The organism is Paraburkholderia sp. Clong3, assembly GCF_050436485.1.
In the GTDB taxonomy this organism is placed as follows: Bacteria; Pseudomonadota; Gammaproteobacteria; order Burkholderiales; family Burkholderiaceae; genus Paraburkholderia; species Paraburkholderia tuberum.
Window position 1 is genome coordinate 3,078,190 of sequence record NZ_JBNDMH010000003.1, and the last position, 16,373, is coordinate 3,094,562.

General features: G+C 63.2%; 16 protein-coding genes and 2 pseudogenes. 9 read left to right on the plus strand and 9 right to left on the minus strand.

The annotated features are described in order from the left end of the window. Nucleotides 1-165: 165 nt before the first annotated feature. The 5 genes from OKW30_RS37580 to OKW30_RS37600 all read right to left on the minus strand — a co-directional run bounded on the left by OKW30_RS37580 (nucleotide 166) and on the right by OKW30_RS37600 (nucleotide 4,937). Entirely contained in the window at nucleotides 166-1,356 is a 1,191-nt protein-coding gene (locus OKW30_RS37580; protein WP_090807989.1) for an aromatic ring-hydroxylating oxygenase subunit alpha, read from the minus strand. 213 nt (nucleotides 1,357-1,569) lie between these two features. Further along, nucleotides 1,570-3,021, minus strand: a complete 1,452-nt coding sequence (locus tag OKW30_RS37585) for a glycosyltransferase family 2 protein (RefSeq protein WP_429349134.1) — start codon at nucleotides 3,019-3,021, stop codon at nucleotides 1,570-1,572. A 79-nt stretch (nucleotides 3,022-3,100) separates the two neighbouring features. Further along, the gene (locus tag OKW30_RS37590; RefSeq protein ID WP_090807993.1) at nucleotides 3,101-3,700 is read right to left on the minus strand and encodes a cytochrome b; all 600 of its coding nucleotides are present in this window, start codon (nucleotides 3,698-3,700) and stop codon (nucleotides 3,101-3,103) included. A gap of 357 nt (nucleotides 3,701-4,057) precedes the next feature. Further along, nucleotides 4,058-4,696 carry a LysR substrate-binding domain-containing protein gene (locus OKW30_RS37595; protein WP_429349135.1) on the minus strand — a complete coding sequence of 213 codons (639 nt, stop codon included), beginning with the start codon at nucleotides 4,694-4,696 and terminating at the stop codon, nucleotides 4,058-4,060. Nucleotides 4,697-4,772: 76 nt separating this feature from the next. Beyond that, nucleotides 4,773-4,937, minus strand: coding sequence for a helix-turn-helix domain-containing protein (locus OKW30_RS37600; protein WP_429349136.1), 165 nt, complete (start codon nucleotides 4,935-4,937; stop codon nucleotides 4,773-4,775). Nucleotides 4,938-5,130: 193 nt separating this feature from the next. Here OKW30_RS37600 and metC point away from each other — a divergent pair, with 193 nt between their 5' ends. Genes metC through OKW30_RS37620 form a run of 4 tightly spaced genes read left to right on the plus strand, consistent with a single transcriptional unit; the run spans nucleotide 5,131 to nucleotide 8,534 of the window. Next, nucleotides 5,131-6,237 (plus strand): cystathionine beta-lyase, encoded by a 1,107-nt coding sequence (metC, locus tag OKW30_RS37605; protein ID WP_429349177.1) that lies wholly within the window; start codon nucleotides 5,131-5,133, stop codon nucleotides 6,235-6,237. Between the two features lie 37 nt (nucleotides 6,238-6,274). After that, a complete protein-coding gene (locus tag OKW30_RS37610; protein WP_262421566.1) occupies nucleotides 6,275-7,114 on the plus strand; it encodes an ABC transporter substrate-binding protein in 840 nt (279 codons plus the stop codon). A 2-nt stretch (nucleotides 7,115-7,116) separates the two neighbouring features. Continuing rightward, on the plus strand, nucleotides 7,117-7,767 hold the full coding sequence (locus tag OKW30_RS37615) for an amino acid ABC transporter permease (protein ID WP_090808002.1): 651 nt from the start codon (nucleotides 7,117-7,119) through the stop codon (nucleotides 7,765-7,767). Beyond that, complete coding sequence (locus OKW30_RS37620; protein ID WP_429291889.1) at nucleotides 7,764-8,534, plus strand: amino acid ABC transporter ATP-binding protein; 771 nt, start codon at nucleotides 7,764-7,766, stop codon at nucleotides 8,532-8,534. Before OKW30_RS37615 ends, OKW30_RS37620 begins: the two co-directional genes overlap by 4 nt. A gap of 131 nt (nucleotides 8,535-8,665) precedes the next feature. On the opposite strand, the pseudogene OKW30_RS37625 reads toward OKW30_RS37620, so the two are convergent. Then, nucleotides 8,666-8,944, minus strand: a pseudogene (locus OKW30_RS37625) (LysR family transcriptional regulator substrate-binding protein); the annotation flags it as partial. A 105-nt stretch (nucleotides 8,945-9,049) separates the two neighbouring features. Between OKW30_RS37625 and OKW30_RS37630 the strand changes: the two are divergent. The 3 genes from OKW30_RS37630 to OKW30_RS37640 all read left to right on the plus strand — a co-directional run bounded on the left by OKW30_RS37630 (nucleotide 9,050) and on the right by OKW30_RS37640 (nucleotide 12,123). Further along, on the plus strand, nucleotides 9,050-9,208 hold the full coding sequence (locus OKW30_RS37630; RefSeq protein ID WP_429349243.1) for a hypothetical protein: 159 nt from the start codon (nucleotides 9,050-9,052) through the stop codon (nucleotides 9,206-9,208). A gap of 187 nt (nucleotides 9,209-9,395) precedes the next feature. Beyond that, entirely contained in the window at nucleotides 9,396-10,658 is a 1,263-nt protein-coding gene (locus OKW30_RS37635; protein WP_184073506.1) for a multidrug effflux MFS transporter, read from the plus strand. A 64-nt stretch (nucleotides 10,659-10,722) separates the two neighbouring features. Then, nucleotides 10,723-12,123 carry a DHA2 family efflux MFS transporter permease subunit gene (locus tag OKW30_RS37640; RefSeq protein WP_429349137.1) on the plus strand — a complete coding sequence of 467 codons (1,401 nt, stop codon included), beginning with the start codon at nucleotides 10,723-10,725 and terminating at the stop codon, nucleotides 12,121-12,123. A 23-nt stretch (nucleotides 12,124-12,146) separates the two neighbouring features. Here OKW30_RS37640 and OKW30_RS37645 read toward each other — a convergent pair whose 3' ends face one another. Next, the gene (locus tag OKW30_RS37645) at nucleotides 12,147-12,866 is read right to left on the minus strand and encodes an SDR family oxidoreductase (protein ID WP_429349138.1); all 720 of its coding nucleotides are present in this window, start codon (nucleotides 12,864-12,866) and stop codon (nucleotides 12,147-12,149) included. 82 nt (nucleotides 12,867-12,948) lie between these two features. Between OKW30_RS37645 and OKW30_RS37650 the strand changes: the two genes are divergently transcribed. Further along, nucleotides 12,949-13,899, plus strand: coding sequence for a LysR family transcriptional regulator (locus OKW30_RS37650; protein WP_429349139.1), 951 nt, complete (start codon nucleotides 12,949-12,951; stop codon nucleotides 13,897-13,899). 83 nt (nucleotides 13,900-13,982) lie between these two features. Continuing rightward, entirely contained in the window at nucleotides 13,983-14,387 is a 405-nt protein-coding gene (locus OKW30_RS37655; protein WP_090808016.1) for a DUF3224 domain-containing protein, read from the plus strand. A gap of 80 nt (nucleotides 14,388-14,467) precedes the next feature. On the opposite strand, the pseudogene OKW30_RS37660 reads toward OKW30_RS37655, so the two are convergent. Then, a pseudogene (locus tag OKW30_RS37660) lies at nucleotides 14,468-15,751 on the minus strand (glycoside hydrolase family 3 C-terminal domain-containing protein); the annotation flags it as partial. 26 nt (nucleotides 15,752-15,777) lie between these two features. Then, nucleotides 15,778-16,332, minus strand: coding sequence for a hypothetical protein (locus OKW30_RS37665; RefSeq protein WP_429349140.1), 555 nt, complete (start codon nucleotides 16,330-16,332; stop codon nucleotides 15,778-15,780). Nucleotides 16,333-16,373 lie beyond the last annotated feature (41 nt).

A 16,373-nucleotide genomic window follows, 5' to 3' on the forward strand; every position in this document is an offset into this window, starting at 1 on the left:
AATGTCGATTGGCGCAAACTCGCGCGCAATAAAAGTACCGGGCGATATTATCGCCGCTCGCGCGCCGCGCATTGTCTACCGTGGGAAGATGGATTAATTCCCGGCGAGGGGGAAAGCCGTGGCGGGACGGGGCGCGCGGCGCCGGTGAACAGACCCGCGCCGCGCTCAGGTCTTGGCGAGCGGATCGCCGTGACGCGAATCCCAGAAACGGATCACCGCCGTATCGCCGGTGCCCGCGCCGACCACCTGGTCCGGCGCGCCGCACTCGCGCAGCAGCGCGCGCAAGTCGTTGATGACCGGGAACACCTCGTGATTCCAGTCCGCTCCCTGCGAATCGTGGGCGCGCTGCTCCGCCTCGACGATCTCGCGATCCTCCTTGAAAATGCGTTCGGTGAACCACACCAGCAGCGGCCATGCGAGATTCATCACACCCGGAATGCCGGGTTTGCGGATCGACAGCAGCCCGAACGTTCGGTTGGTGCGCTGCTCGCGGTCGAGCGGCACATAGACGATCCACAGGTCCATCACCAGCGTCTGCTCGTCGTTGCGGATTTGCAGCGTCTGGAACGGGTATTCGGTGCGGATCGTCATGACGTCTTTGTCGCCGGAGCCACCGGTCTTGCGCCTCTCGCCGAACACCATCGCCTCGCCTAGCGGCTGCTGCCCCTCCATGCGCGCAAACGTGTAGTCGACCTCGACCCAGCCCTCACCGCGCCGCCGCCCGAGCGAACGCGCGCGCATGCGCCCCATCTGGCGGCGATGCAGGAACTGATGATTCATGTCCATCAGGTTCTCGTGCATGAACGAATAATGACACTTGACCGGACGGCCGAAACGGCGCGTCTTGTACTTCGGGTCGGACACCGAGCGAAAGCCCGGCAACGGCCGCTCCTGCGCGAGCGCGGCGTCGCCGGGAAACACGAAGATCAGCCCCTCCACTTCCTGACACGGATACGAGCGCACACCGTTCGGTAGACGCTCGCGGCCCAGGTACGGCACGTCGATGCACTTGCCCGAGCAGTCGTAGGTCCAGCCGTGATAGCCGCAGCGAATCGATTCGCCGTCGACCACGCCCTGATGCAGCGGCACCTGCCGATGCGCGCAGCGATCTTCCAGCGCGAACACTTTGCCGCTCCCGGTGCGCGCGAGCACGATCGGATCGCCGGCGAAGGTCACGCCGAGCGTCTTGCCGCGCTTCACTTCATGCGACCACGCAAGTGGGTACCAGTAATCCGGATGAATGGCGACGCGGCGCAGATCGCGCACCGGCGCCTCGTGAGTGGCTTGAGCAGGCGCGGCAGCGAGCGTTGCGCCTGCGGATTCCTGTTCCTGTTCGAGCGGGGGAACTGCATGCATAGGTCAAGCCTCCGTGCACCAGCGGATGGAAGGTTGCCGCGCTGCATGGCAGTGCGGCATCTTCACCAGTCTACTTGATGCAGCCGCCGCATGGCACTTTCGCCGGCATGCGCGATGGGTCGCAGCACACATTGCGCGGCAGCGCGCATCAGGGTGACGAGCTACCTTTACCACACCCGCCCTACGGAAACATTGATCTGCACTTCGAGCTGCTCAATCCTCGTCGAGCGCGACGAGCCCGGAGCGCCGTTGCACGCCCCACGCGCGGCCGCCGCGCAGGAAATGCAGCCAGCCGAGCGCGGCGCCCAGATGACGCACGAGCTGGAACGAGAACGGCTCCGCAACGGCCGCGAGCATCGCCATGCCGAGACTGTTGCCACTGCGCTCGCCGGTCCAGCGCCGGTAGAGATGGATGCTCCACAGGTAAAACGCCAGATCGATCGCCGTTTTCAGGCCGATCACGCTGAAGATCGACACGACGATCGCCCCGTGTCCGCCGAACAGAAAACCGAGTAGCAATGCGAATGCCGTGAGGCCGTAGATCGGCTGCATCGTGTCGACCGCCTTGACCGGCAGCATCAGCATGCCGAGCGTGCCGTAGCGCCGATTGCCGGTCATGTCGCGGTTCCAGTACTGGGTCTGCAGGAAGCCCGCGAACCAGCGGCGGCGCTGGCGCAGAAAGCTCGCGAGGGTGCCGGGCGCATCGGTGCGCGCATGCGCTTCGCCGACCACGCGCACGTCCCAGCCGAGCTCGTGATCCACCGAATAGCGGCGCAGCCGGTGAATCAGTTCGTAATCCTCGACCAGACACTGCGGATCGAAGCCGCCGACCGCGACGAGCGCATCGCGCCGAAACGACGCGAATGCGCCCGAGATCAGCAGCAGGCTGTCCGCGCGCATCCACGCGAAACGCGCGATGAAGTTGCGCATGTACTCGTAGGTCTGGAACCACTGGAACACGCGGCCCGACAGCGACTTGCCGCAGACCGGCACGAGAATGCCCGCTGCCGCGACGAGCGACGGCTCGCTCGCGAACGCGGCGCGCATCGCGTAGGTGGCGTCGTCGTCGAGCAGCGTGTCGGCGTCGACGGTCATCACGGTGTCGGTCGTCATCACGGTGATCGCGGCGTTCAGCGCGCGGGCCTTGCCGCCGTGCGGCACGCGCAGCCAGAACAGGCTCGGATGCAGCGAGCTCGGCGCGCTCAGCACGCCATCGGCGGCGGGCGTGAGGCCGAAGCGTTGCGTGAGCAGCTCGGCGGTGGCGTCGGTGGAGCCGTCGTCGGCGATCACGATCTGCGCGGGGCCGTGCGTTTGCCGCAGCAGCGCGGCGAGCGTGACCGGCAACACGGCCGCCTCGTTACGCGACGCGACGATGACACCCATGCCCGGCAACTCGCGCCGTTCGTGGTCGGCTTCGAGCGGCGCCGCGCGGCGCGTGAGCGGCAACGACTTCCACGTGACGAACGCGAGCAGCAACGTGTCATATACGACATACGCAATACCGGTCGACCACGCGAGCGCGCCACGCAGAAAGAATGCTCGCGCGAACAGCAGTGCCCACAGCACGACGACGCTGGAATGGATCAGCGTGCTCGATAGCGTCGCGCGACGCGGCAGAATGCGCGGCGACGCGACGGCGAATGCCTGTTCTAGGGTCTTCTTCAAGGTGAGGGTTTCAGGTTCAGCTGGGTTGCGGTTAGTTGGCGAAGCTGTGTTCGCGCGCCATCAAAAACACGCCGCGACTTCACGGCGTCATGCGCTTCAATACCGATTTGCGATCGAGCCACTCATGCTTGAGCGCGCCGCCGATATGCATCGCCAGCAACGCATAGAGCGCATAACCGAGCCACGCATGCAGCGCGCCGAAGCGATCGTGCAACGTCTCTTTCAGTGTCGGGTCGAGATGCATCACATAGCCGAAGCGCGGCCATTGGAACAGGCCGAACCACTGCATCGGATGCGTGGCCGCGTCTTTCCACGCGGAATCGTGCAGCCAGCCGGACAGCGGCAACGCAATCATCAGCAAATACAGCGCGAAGTGCGCGAGGTGCGCGGCAATCTTTTCCCACGACGGAAACTCGCGCGGCAACGGCGGCGGCTTGTGCGACACGCGCCACAGGATGCGCAGCAGCGCGAGCCCGAGCACCGTGATGCCGATCGATTTGTGCGTGTCGATCACCGGACGCACCCAGTCGTCGGGCAGCGAATCGGCGGACAGAGCGAGCACGACATTGACGCACATCAGCAACGCGATCAGCCAGTGCAGCGTCATCGCGGTGCGCGTATAGCGCGGCGGGCGAGAGGCATCGGTCGAATCGGTCAGGGAATTCGCTTGGGTGTTCATGGGGGTTCCGTTCACGAGGGCGATGAATGCCGTGAAAGCTGTTTGAAAATCGACGCTACCGGTATCAGGCAAACGCCCAAGTGTGTCGTTTTATTCCGCAAAGCGCTCAACCTGCGTGTTTCAGTATGTTTCGGGCTTTGGAGGCACGACACGCGCGCAAATCGCACTCGCGTGGCTGCCTTTTAGCTGGTGTTTTGGCCCATGTTCTGCCGGGCGTCCCGCAGATCAGCGCGGGACGCCCGGCAGCATCGAGTTCACCTTGCGCTTGCGCGCGTTCGAGCCGTCGCTCGAACGCGGTGTCGAACGTGACGAGGCCAGGCGCGATGTAGCGATCAAGCGTGTCCGATTTCTATCCGATCAATTCGCCAGCGCCCTTTTGAGCGCCTTCTGGTCACGTTCGAGCTGCATTCTCATGTGCCGCATGAACTGCCTCGCGGTTTCCGTGAGTGGGGTACCAGGGCGAAACACCAGCACTCCTGTGAACATGACCTCGATGTCGATCGGCTTCACGACGAGTCCCCGCTCTGCGAAGTCCAACGTCACGAGCGGATGAGCGATTCCTATACCGACTCCCGCGAGCGCCAGTTCGCAGATCGTGTGCGAATACGGCGTCTCGACGACCGGCTTGAGACGGATTTCGCGTGCCGTGAGTTGCGTTTCCAGGCGTAGCCTGGTGCTGTCTTCGGGATTCAGCGCGATGAAAGGAAATTCAGGCAGGTCCGCAACAGCGATGACAGGGCGCGTGGCCAAAGGATGATGCGAGTTCATCACTGCGACAGCCCGCATACGCGCGAACACCGAGTGTTCGAGGCCGGCCATCGACATCTCGTCGGACATCAGGCCGAAATCCACCTGTCCAGCCGAGACCTTCTCATGCACTTCGCGCGAACTCATCACCTGTAGCGAAATTTGCACGTTTCTGGACGGGGCATCGAACGCCGCAATGACACGTGGCAGAAAGCCTGTGCCCAGTGCCGGCAGAGAGGCGATCGCCATCCGGCCCAATCCGTAGGACCGCAAACTACGGATTCGATGCTCGATGACCTCGAATCCGCGAAAGTACTGGTCAACCTCACGCATCAGGGCGACGGCTTCCTGGGGTGGGAACGAGCCGGCTGCGTATCCGCTCGAACAGGCTGAAGTCCGCCATGGTTTCCAGACGCCTGATGGCCTGACTGACAGCCGGTTGCGAAATGCCGAGCAGGGCCGCCGCCTTGCTCGTGCTTCCTGCGTTCATGACCGCCCTGAACACTTCAATATCCCTGATTCGCATAACCTAGACTTATCGAGCTAATTATTTCCGATGTTGATGCAATCCCGGGTGAAAGTAAACTTCGATCACCAATCCACCACGAGGCATCGCCGGGAGCAAGATGACAAGCAATCCCCAGAAAGCGCCGCAGCCGTTCCGCAGCCTGTCCCCATCCGTCATGCGGGCATCGACGGTTGTATTCGATTCTCTGGCCGAGTTTTCGCGCCGCAAGGAGCGGCAACCGGACGGTTACAGCTATGGCATCACCGGAACGCCAACGGCTCGTGAACTGGAGCACCGCATCGCCGAGCTCGAAGGTGGCGCGCATTGCGTGGTGACGCCTTCCGGTCAATCCGCGCTGATGACGACCGTGATGGGCTTCGTGCGCGGCGGCGATCACCTGCTGGTGTCCGCTGCCTGCTACGGCGCGCTCAAGACATTCGCGCATAAGTGGCTGGCGCACTTCGACGTCGAGGTCGAACTGTATCCGCCGGCAATCGGGGCTGCGATTCAAAAGTACATCAAGCCCAACACCCGCATGATCTGCATGGAGTCGCCGGGGACGGTGACGATGGAGATGCCCGACATTCCGGCGATCGTCGAAGTCGCGAAACGTCACGGCGTATTGACGATGATGGACAACACCTGGGCAAGCCCGCTCGCTTTCAAACCGCTCGAACATGGTGTGGATTTCAGCGTCGAAGCCGCGACGAAATTTTTTGGTGGTCATTCGGATCTACTGGCGGGCTGCATCAGCATGAACGACGCGGATTACTACGCGACCTTGCGCGAGACGCAGAGCGTTCTCGGCCAGCAGACCAGCCCTGATGACTGCTTCCTCGTCATGCGCGGCCTGCAAACCCTGAAGGTCCGCTTCGCTGCCCAGAGCGCCTCAACGCTGCAGATTGCGAGGGAACTCGAACGTCACCCGGAAGTGAGCAAGGTGCTGTTCCCGGCACTGCCGTCCGATGCCGGTCATGCCATCTGGAAGCGGGATTTTGCGAGCAGCGGGTGTCTCTTCTCCCTGATCCTCCAGCCCGCGGCGGAGGACGCGTTCAACGCATTCTTCGATACGCTCCAGTATTTCCCCATCGGGGCGAGCTGGGGAGGCGTGCATAGCCTCGCTGCCTACTACCCGGCCCCGTTGCAGGCCGAGCGTGCGTTCCCGCTTACCGACCAGCCTGTCGTGCGCCTTTCGATCGGGCTGGAGGACCCGGCGATGCTGCTTGCGGATCTGAATGCCGGTCTTGACGCATTCGGACGCGCCCGGGCAACCGCTGCGTAGATTTTTAATTCAATTTACCTGGAGGAGCGAGTACGAGATGAAATCAATCAAGGGATGGAGACGCTTTGCCACGGTAGCGAGTTTCGTGACGCTTTCCGCGGCATTCAGTTCACCCGCTACTGTGCAGGCAGCGGATCTTCTCGCGCAGGTGAAGGCGAATGGCACATTGCGCGTGGCCAACACCCAGAGTAGTCCCCCATGGAGCATGCTTGACGAAAACAATCAACCTGTCGGCTATGACGTTGCAATTGCAAAGGAAGTCGGCAAGCGCATTGGCGTGCCGAACGTAGTATTCGTCGCCGATTCGTTCAAGAACTTCGTGGAAGGGTTGAAGACGGGCAAGTACGACCTTGTGATGAACGATCTCACACCTACACCTGAAAGGGAACAACAGGTTGATTTCGGCGTTCCATACGGCGTGGAGGATTTCCGCATTTTCGTACCCGCCGGCAACACAGACATCAAGGGCAAGGAAACCCTTAAAGGCAAGCGAGTGGGAGTGGTCACTGGCTCGAGCAATGAAACATGGGCACGAGCACACCTGCATGACTCCGACATCCGTTCGTACGATAACGGGGGACTCGTCTTCAGCGATCTGGGCAATGGACGTATCGACGCAGTCATCATCTCGCACTTCGGCGGCATGAAGTACGCCAACGTCAACCATTTACCGGTCAAGGAAGTGGGCGAACCCTTGATCTACCAGCTATCAGCGCCGGCTTTGCAGAAAGGCCAACCGGCCCTGCTCGCAGCGGTCGATAAGGCGATTGCAGACATGATGGCTGACGGGACGATCGAGGCCATTGCCAGGAAGTGGGTTGGGCAAGATTACGATATGGCCGGCACGATCACCAAAGCGAAGGCGCACAAGGAGTAGTCATGATCGAGCTTTTCATGCGCTCGCTTCCGCTGTTAAAGAGTGCGGTGCTGATGACACTCTTTCTCGGTTTGTTGTCGTTTGTGCTCGGTTCGACGCTAGGGTTGCTGGTCGCATTGGCTCGTATCTCCAGCATAGGTGCACTACGCGCGTTCGCATTCGCATATGTATCCATCTTCCGTGGCACGCCGCTGCTCGTGCAGATACTGCTGATCTATTTCGGTTTGCCCCGGTACGGTCTGACACTTGACCCGGTTCCCGCCGCGCTCCTCGCGCTCACGCTGTTTTCGGCCGCGTATCTGAGCGAGAACTTCCGTTCCGGCATCAACGCGGTGGACAAGGGCCAGTGGGAAGCTGCGATGTCGCTGGGCATGGGTTACTGGAAAGCCATGTCGCGGGTTATTCTTCCCCAAGGACTACGCATCGCCATTCCGCCTGTCGGCAGCCGCATGATTGCACTCATCAAAGATACATCCCTCGCTTCGACAATTACGGTGGTAGAACTGACCCGCGTCGCCGACCAGGTCGGCGCCTCCACCTTCCGCTACATGGAAATGTTCCTGATGGTCGGCCTGATCTACTGGGGCATCAACCAGATTCTCACGATAGTCCAGACCGTCCTCGAGAATCGCATTTCGAGGCGTTTTGTATGAATACTGATATCAGGACGATTGAGGTCCGTGGACTTTCGAAGGCATTTGGCGACAACCAGGTCTTGCGCGGCGTCGATTTCAGCGTATCGAAAGGCGAGGTTGTCGTTGTAATGGGTCCCTCCGGGTCGGGCAAGACCACGCTGCTGCGCTCGCTGAACTTCCTCGAGGTACCGGATGCCGGCAGCGTGACAGTATGCGGCATTGATGTCGAATGCAACGGTTTGTCAAAACCGTCACGCCAGAATCAGAAGAAGATCCGCGCGATCCGCCAGCGCACCGCGATGGTGTTCCAGTCGTTTAACCTCTTTCCGCATAGGACAGCACTGGAAAACGTGATGGAAGGTCCGGTCAGCGTCAAGGGTGTCCCTCGTGCGCAAGCGTCGGAGCGCGCAATTCACCTGCTGACACGGGTTGGCCTGGCCGCAAAAGCCAACGAATATCCGGCACGGCTGTCCGGCGGTCAGAAGCAGCGCGTAGCGATCGCGCGGGCGCTCGCGATGGATCCAGAGGTCATCTTCTTCGACGAGCCCACGTCTGCTCTCGATCCAGCGCTGCGGGAGGATGTCCTGACCGTCATGCGCGACGTTGCCAAAGCGGGCATGACGATGCTGATCGTCACGCACGAAGTGCGGTTTGCGCGAGATGTAGCGGATCGGGTTGTTTTTATGGACGGCGGCGTGGTTGCCGAAGACACGACACCGCAAGCCTTCTTTGGTGAAGGCAGCAGTCCACGGGTAAGGCAGTTTCTGCATCTGATCGAGACCTGAGTATTGAATACGCCGCGACACCGCCTCGAATCACGCATAGGGCTTCCGTTGCAAAAGCGTTGGCGGAAGAGTTCGTGCTTTATCGCAAGGAGCAGGAGAGGCGGAAAGCGTCGGCGACGTAACACAGCCCGCTAGCTCAACCGCAAACTCCGCAATACGTCGAGCACATACTGAGTCGGACGCTCCACGGGACCCGCGCGAAAGGCCAGGCCCAGCTGTCGCCATAACGCCGGGCGCAGCGCACGTGTGACGATGCGCGCGTCGGCCGACGAGCGGCTCGGTTCCCGCGGCAGCAGCGCGGCGCCGTATCCCGCTGCGACGAGACTCTTGATCGCATCCGAGTAGTTGAGCTGGATGCGCGGCGTGGGGTGCTGCCCCGCCGCGCTGAACCATTCCGTCGTCAAACCAGAAGTTGCGAGCCGCGGGAGGCTTCGCATCGGCTAGACGCAATATCGGACGACGCCAGGTCGTTACTGCTCGGGCTCGTCTTTACAGGCGTCGTGCTGGCTCTCGCCGTGACGGCGATGATCTGGACGGCGTCTCGCCCCCCGCTCAAAGGCAAGGACTGCTCCGGCCGCATCGCAAACGACGAGCATGCGAGCTTCGTCGCGTTCTTCCAGGACCCGGCAGACCAGGGCGCGTTGCTGCGGTCGATCGAGGACTGCGCGAACTGAGCCTCGTTGCGGCGGGATAGCGCGCTCGTCGGCCGCGCCATCCCACACCCCCGCCAGGGACTATCCCATTTCCTGCCATACCACGGGCACAATACCCGGCGATAATGCCGGGGGCATTCGCGCCTTTTCCGTTCGATATCCGAACGCACCGATGCCCGCGCCGCCAGTGTTCCCTTTCGATGCACCCATGAGCCACGCCACCGCCGACCACCCCGCTTCCGCCGACTCCGCCCCGAACTCGCCGCGCTTCCTGCTATTCCTGATCTGCCTGTTCGCGTCCGCCGGACAGCTCGCCATCGACATCTACGTGCCCGCGCTGCCCGCGATGGCGCGCTACTTCGGCACCTCGCCGCAAGCGATCCAGACCAGCGTCACCGGCTACATGGCCGCCTACGCGTTCGGTCAGCTGATCTTCGGTCCGATCGCCGACGCGTATGGCCGCAAGCGCGTGCTCGCGTTCGGTCTGACGGTCTACACGGTAGGCTGCCTGCTGTCGCTCGCGGCGCCCAATCTCGAGACGTTCATCCTCGCCCGCGCACTGCAGGGCTTCGGCATCGCGAGCACGAACCTGCTGGCGAAGGCGATCATCACCGATTCGTTCGCGGGTCAGGCCTTGCTGCATGCGTTCACGTACATGTCGATCGCGTGGGGGCTCGCGCCGATCGTCGCGCCGGTGATCGGCGCGCATCTGCAGACCGCGTTCGGCTGGCGCGCGTGCCTCGTGTTTCTGCTGATCTATTCGCTGGTGATGTGGGCGCTGCTGTGGCGTTATCGCGAGACCTTGCCGAAGCCCGTCCATCTCGAACCGCGCACGCTGACCGCGAACGCGCGCAAAGTGCTCGCGAGCCCCGTGTTCCAGAGCTGCTTCCTCGCGCAGGGCCTGTGCTACAGCATCCTGCTGGTGTTCAACATCGTCGGGCCGTTCATGGTGCAGACCACGCTGCACAAGCCGCCGACCTTCTTCGGCTACCTCGCGCTCGGCATCGGCATGATGTACTTTCTTGGCGGTCTGTCGAATCGCCTGCACGGTCCGGGTCTGCCGAGCGCCGAGCAGCGGCTGCGCATCGGCGCACGGCTGATGGCGGCCGCGTCGCTTGCGATGCTGCTGCTCGCGCTGACGGTCGGTCTGCGCGTGTGGACGCTCGCGACGCCTGTGCTCGTGATGGGCTTCTGCGCCGGCGCAATGTATCCGACGCTGATGGCGAAGGGCAACTCGCTGTTCCCGCACATCGCGGGTCTGACGAGCGCGATTCTCGGCTGCGCGCTGCTGCTGGTTTCATCGGCGATGATGGGGTTGGCCGGCTTCGTGTCGGTACAGGTGCTCACACCGCTCGCGCTGTTCTTCGTGGTCCTCGCGTTCGTCGTCGTCGTGATGGTGACGAAGCTGCTGCGCCATCTCGAGCAGGTACAGCCTGCGGCCGCGGCGAGCGCGAGCGGCAAGGCGGCGTGAGCCGGCACATGAGCTCGACCGAACGCCAGACCTTCATCTGTACACGCGCGGACCGATGAACGGCATGCGCGAGCACGCCTCCGCATCCGCTTCCACGCGGATCGATCCGACCGTGTGGAAAGTCGCGGCGGTCGTGTCGATCGGCTCGTTCATGTCGCAGATGGACTCGACGCTGGTCAACGTGTCGCTGTCGGCGATCGGCCATACGCTCGATGCGTCGATCGCTACCGCGCAGTGGATCGTCAGCGGCTACCTGCTCGCGATGGCGTTGATGTTGCCGCTCAACGGCTGGCTGGTCGACCGCATCGGCGCGAAGCGGCTGTACCTGTTCTGCTTTTCGACGTTCACGATAGCGTCGATGCTGTGCGGCGCGGCGCAGACGATCGGCGAGCTGATCGGCGCGCGCATCTTCCAGGGCCTCGTTGCCGGTGTGCTCGCGCCGATGGCACAAATGATGATCGGACGCGTGGCCGGCAAGAACCTCGAGCGGGTGATGGGCTACACCGCGCTACCCATTCTGCTCGGTCCGATTCTCGGCCCGGTGCTGGCCGGCCTTGTGCTCGCGCACGCGAGCTGGCCCTGGCTGTTCTTCATCAATGTTCCGGTGGGCGCTTTCGGCGTCGCGACGGCGGTGTTGCTGCTGCCGCGCGATGCCGCCGAGTCGCAGAAGCGACCGTTCGATTTCACCGGCTTTGCGTTGATCTCCCCTGGGCTCGTCGCGCTTGTCTATGGACTTCAGGACGCGTCGCGAGCGGTGGGCTTGGCGTGTCTGCTCGCGGGCGTCGCGTTTCTCGCCGGCTTCGTGCTGTACGCGGCGCGCAAAGGCCATACCGCGCTGATCGACGTGCGCATGTTTGCGACACGTACGTTCTCGGTCGCCGCACTCGCCCAGTTCTTCGCGAACGGGATCATGTATGGACGGCAGCTCGCCGTGCCGCTTTTTCTGATCGCGGGCTGCGGTTTGTCGGCCGCGCACGCGGGCGGCCTGCTCGCGGCAACCGGCGTCGGCATGATGTGCTCGTTTCCGCTGCTCGGATGGTTGACCGAGCGGCTCGGCTGCCGCGCGCTCGCGGCGAGCGGCGCACTGCTGGCGTTTCTGAGCACGCTCGTGTTTCTGTGGCTGAGCGTTGATTCGTTCTCCGCCGGATGGGCCGCGGTCGGTCTGTTCTTTGCGGGCGTCGGTCAGGGGACGATCAGCGTGCCGTCGATCTCGGCCGCGTATTCGTCGATCGGGAGAGAAAGGCTCGCGGTTGCGAATACTGCGTTGAACATCGCGCAGAGAGTGGGCGGTCCGTTCGCGACGACGCTGCTTTCGATGGTGATGGCGTCGACGTTGCACGGTGTTTCGGGTGCACAGCCCGGCCGCTTTCTGCCGACGTTCGTGCTGCTGGCCGGGCTGCATTTGTTGTGCTTCGCGGCGGCGATGTTTCTGCCGGTTCGCGTTCAGCGGGCGAAGAACGCCTGACCACGCATTCCCGCGCCCGTGCTTCACAGTAGCCGCAAGCCGCCATCACACTCGATCACCGCCCCCGTCATAAACGTGTTCTCCAGCAGAAACTGCAGCGCGTGCGCGACATCGTCGGCCTGCCCGACGCGCCGCACCGGTAACGTTTCGCTCTGCTGCCGAAACAGCTCACTCTTCACGCTCGCGGGAAATCTGTCCCACCACGGCGTATCGATCACACCCGGCGACACCGCGTTCACGCGCAGCGGCGCAAGCTCGCGCGCCAGCGTGCCGATCATGCTTTCGAGCGCGCCGTTGATCGCACCCAGACCCGCCGTGCCCGGATTCGCGATGCGCGCCGAAATCGCGGTCAGAAACGTCAGGCTGCCGTCGCGACGCAGCGTGGGTAGCGCGGTCTGCGCGGCTTCGAGCTGCGGCCAGAACTTGGCCTCGAAGCCACGCCGCAGCGCGGCCAGATCCAGTTCGGCAAACGGCCCCGCGCCTTCGCCGCCCGACAGCGTCATCACCAGATGATCGACCCGGCCGAGGCCGCCGAAAAAGTGTTCGAGCGCCGCGCGATCGGCGCAATCGAGCGCCTCGCTCGTCACCTGTCCACCGATGCCAATCAGCGCATCGTCCAGTTTGGCGCGGTCGCGCCCCACCGCGACGACGCTCGCGCCAGCCGTCACGAGCCGCTTCACCAGCGCGAGCCCAATGCCCGACGAGCCACCTAGCACCACGACCTTCTGATTTTGCCAGTCCATGTCATTGCTCCTGAGTGTGAACGGAAGACCCCGTGGCAGTAGAATGCGCGGTGCGAGCCCATCACTCAAATCGTTTAATGTCATGGCGAACATCATTGAAAATGATTTTCGGCGCTTCGACCTGAACCTGCTGCTGACCTTCCGCGCGCTGCTGGAAGAGCGCAGCGTCACGCGGGCCGCGCAGCGGCTGTTTCTTGGGCAACCGGCCGTCAGCGGCGCGCTCAAGCGCTTGCGCGAGACGTTCGGCGACGAGTTGTTCGTGCGCACGCCGCAAGGCATGACGCCGACGCCGCGCGCGCTCGAACTCGCGCGGCAGATCGAGCCGTTCCTGCAATCGCTGCATCAGGCGCTCACGCAGCCGTCCGTCTTCGATCCGGCCCGCGCGCAGCGCGTGTTCCGCATCGGCCTCAGCGATTCGCTCGAACTGCTGCTGATGCCCGAGATCATTGCGCGCCTCGCCGACACCGCACCCGGCGTGAAGCTGATCGCGCGCTCCACAGATTCGACGCGCGCCGTTGCGATGCTCGACGATGGCGCGATCGAACTCGCGGTCGGTGTATTCCGCGAATGCGTGCCGTGGCAGCGACTCACGCCGCTGTTTTCATGGCGCTTCGTGAGCGTCTACAACCCCCGGCTCGTCAGGACGCGCCGCAAGCATTTGTCGATGGACGAGTTTCTGCGCCACCGCCATGTGCTGACTTCGTTCAGCGCCGAGCTGCGCGGCTTCATCGATGAACGACTCGAGATGCAGGGACTGAGGCGCGACGTCGTGTTTTCGAGCTCGAACTTCGCGACCAGTCCGTTCATCGTGCAACGCACGGCGGCGATCGCGACGGTGCCGGAGTTCATCGGCCGCGTCTGGCGCGATACGCTCGGTCTCGCGCTGAGTCCGCTGCCATTCGAGGTGCCGGGCTACGAGGTTTCGCTGATGTGGGCCGCGGCGCACGACCAGGATCCGGCGCTCGCGTGGTTGAAGTGCGAGTTCGCGGACGCGTTCGGCACGAGCGACGGCACTGCGCGTGCAGCGCCCTGACAGCGACGTGTGCTACGGTTCGGAAGGGTCACGTTTCGTTTCGCCGCTTCGCCGTCGCCCGTTCAAGCCCGGAGGAAATCCCGATGACTCACCACGTCGCAAAAGGCACCTTCATCGTCTCCCTTCAACCGATGCCGTTCGAAAACGCGGAGGCCGAATCGAAGCTCGGCCGCATGTCGATCGACAAGCAGATCTCCGGCGATCTCGCCGCGACCACCCAAGGGCAAATGCTGAGCGCGATGACGAACGTCAAAGGCTCGGCCGGCTATGTCGCGCTCGAACAGGTCACTGGCACGCTGGCGGGCAAGCAGGGCACGTTCGTGCTGCAGCATATCGGCGTGATGAATCGCGGCGCAGCGGCGCTGGCGGTGACGGTCGTGCCGGATTCAGGCACGGGCGAGCTGAGCGGCATTGAAGGCGAGTTCAGGATCGACATCGTCGACGGCGCGCATTCGTACGAGTTCGCTTATCGTCTGCCCGGCGACTGACATGCCGAACGCGTGCCGGCGGGATACGGCGCTCGACCCCGTACCCCGCTACCAGGCTTTCCAGTTCAAAACCTCAGCGCTCAATGCCCCGCGATCGTCACCGACGCCGTCAACGCATTCGGATCGCGCGAAGAAGCCCCCGCGATCATCTGATAGACGCCGCCGTTGAGCTTCCACACGTGGTTGGTCGCGTCCCACGTCGACAGCAGCTTCGGCGCAATCGATACGCTGACCTGCTGCGACTCCCCCGCCTGCAGCGCGACCTTTTGCCAGCCGACCAGACGCTTCGGCGGTTCGCCCAGACCGCTCGGCAACGCGGCATAAACTTCGGCGATTTCCGCGCCCGCGCGCGATCCCGTATTCTTGACGGTAAAGGTCACGCTCACGTTGCCGCTCGCATCCACTTGCGCGTTGAGGCCCGAGTAGCTGTAGCTCGTGTAGGACAGCCCATAACCGAACGGGAACAGCGGCGCGATCTGCTTGCCGTCATACCAGCGATAACCCATGAAGAGCCCTTCGCTGTAGGTAACGGTGGTATCGGTGGCCGAGATCGTCGGTTGCGGAAGATCCGCGTCCTGCATCGGGAACGTGATCGGCAATTTGCCGGACGGGTTCACGGCGCCGAACAGCAGATCGGCAATCGCCTGGCCGCCCTGCACGCCCGGACACCACGCTTCGAGTACGCCGTGCACGTTGGATAGCCACGGCATCAGGACCGGGCTGCCGTTCTCGAGCACGACGATCACGCGCTTCGCTTGCGCCGCGACCGCGCTGATCAGCGCGTTCTGATCGTAGCTCTGGTTATAGGTGTCGGTCGTATTGCTCGGCAGGCTCAGGCTCGGCAGATCCGCGCCCTCGCTTTCCCATTACGTCGCGAACACGATCGCCACATCCGCCTTCGCGGCGGCGGTAGCCGCTGCCGCCGCGTTCGTGCCGTCGACGAAGGTCACGCTCGCGTTCGGCGCCTTCGCCTGGATCGCGGCCAGCGGTGCCGACTTGTACCACGTCGCGCAGGTGCTCAACAGCGGCGACGGCGACACGCAACCGGACACCGCGTTGCCCGCGGCCGCCGGCACCGCGCCCGAGCCGCCGCCCGACAGCACGCCCGCATCCGCGTGACCGCCGATCACCACGATCGACGACAGCCCCGCCGCGTTCAACGGCAGCACCGGCTGCGAATCGCCGCTCGCCACCGCGTTCTTCAGCAATACCGACGATTGTTGCGCGACCTGCAGCGCGAGCGCATTGCCCGCGGTTTGATCGACGCTGCCGCCGGTGGTGGGCGGCGAATCGAAGACGCCGTAGCAGATCATCGTTCGAAGCTTGCGCTGGAGCCTCCTTCTGCACGTGTCTGCCGACACCGAGTGAGACGTCACGCCCCTCCCGCAGACTAATGACGGAAGCCGAAGGCCTCTACCTTGCGCCCCTCAAGGCTGACCTGCACTGCTTCGCTACAAGAAGTCGTAGTACAGTTCACGCCATCGACGGTCGGGCCGACTGACGGCACCGTCTCGCTGATGATGATGGCCTTGATCAATCTGGCATCATCGGTCACAACTATTTCAAGGCCTAGCACCACCCCGCTGTCGTATTTGATAGTCATCGTTCCGGTGCAATCGGGGTTCACGGTGTAGGCGCCACTCTGGGCCCCGGTGAAACTGGTCACTCCGTTCTTCGGCGCACCATTGATCGTGCCGACGTCAATTCGCGTGAAATGTTTGGAACCGTCGAACGTCACCAGGGAGACATTGTTAAGCGCCAATTGGGTCACAAATTGATGCACCCCCGCTGAGTCGATCAGTCCGATGACCTGCCCCACGGCACTGAAACCGTATGCGCCGTTCAGCAGAGAGGCTGAACATGCGCTGCCGGCGTGAGCCGCACCATTGAGCGAAAGAAGGGCAATAGCCGTTGCCGACAACATGCTTAAACGCTTGCTATTCATGTTCGTCTCCTTGTAATCAAATGAGGTGCGCAGGTACGCAC